The sequence below is a fragment of the Stenotrophomonas maltophilia group sp. RNC7 genome, assembly GCF_030910085.1.
GTDB classification, from domain to species: Bacteria; Pseudomonadota; Gammaproteobacteria; order Xanthomonadales; family Xanthomonadaceae; genus Stenotrophomonas; species Stenotrophomonas sepilia.
Genome location: NZ_JAVFVN010000583.1, coordinates 1 through 313, shown reverse-complemented (window position 1 = coordinate 313; position 313 = coordinate 1). Strand labels below are relative to the sequence as shown.

Sequence of the window (313 nt, the reverse complement as noted above, 5' to 3'; positions counted from 1 at the left end):
ACAAGGTAGCATAAGAAGATTTTTAAGAGATCATCAAGATTCAATTAAATTCTCAAGGACTGCTAAAATTAATTTTTTCAAAATCAAGAAGGCAGAATTGATGAATGAAAAGCCACCGGTTATCGCTTCGATTTTAGAAATGGACATAGAAGATGTTGAAAAAGCATTGGAATATTATAAACATAAATACATAGATGGACTGGATATGTTTATTTACGAAGATGATGGAGCGCCGATCACATTAGGAGAACGTATAGGAGAAGAAATAGACATGGATTCCGATATGCAGATAGAACAATTTATTAATCGATTT

At 31.9% G+C, this 313-nt stretch carries 1 protein-coding gene; it reads left to right on the top strand.

The genetic code is table 11. The features are described from left to right. Positions 1-313: hypothetical protein (locus RCF13_RS11050; RefSeq protein ID WP_308141181.1), on the top strand; the 313-nt coding region annotated here is incomplete at both ends.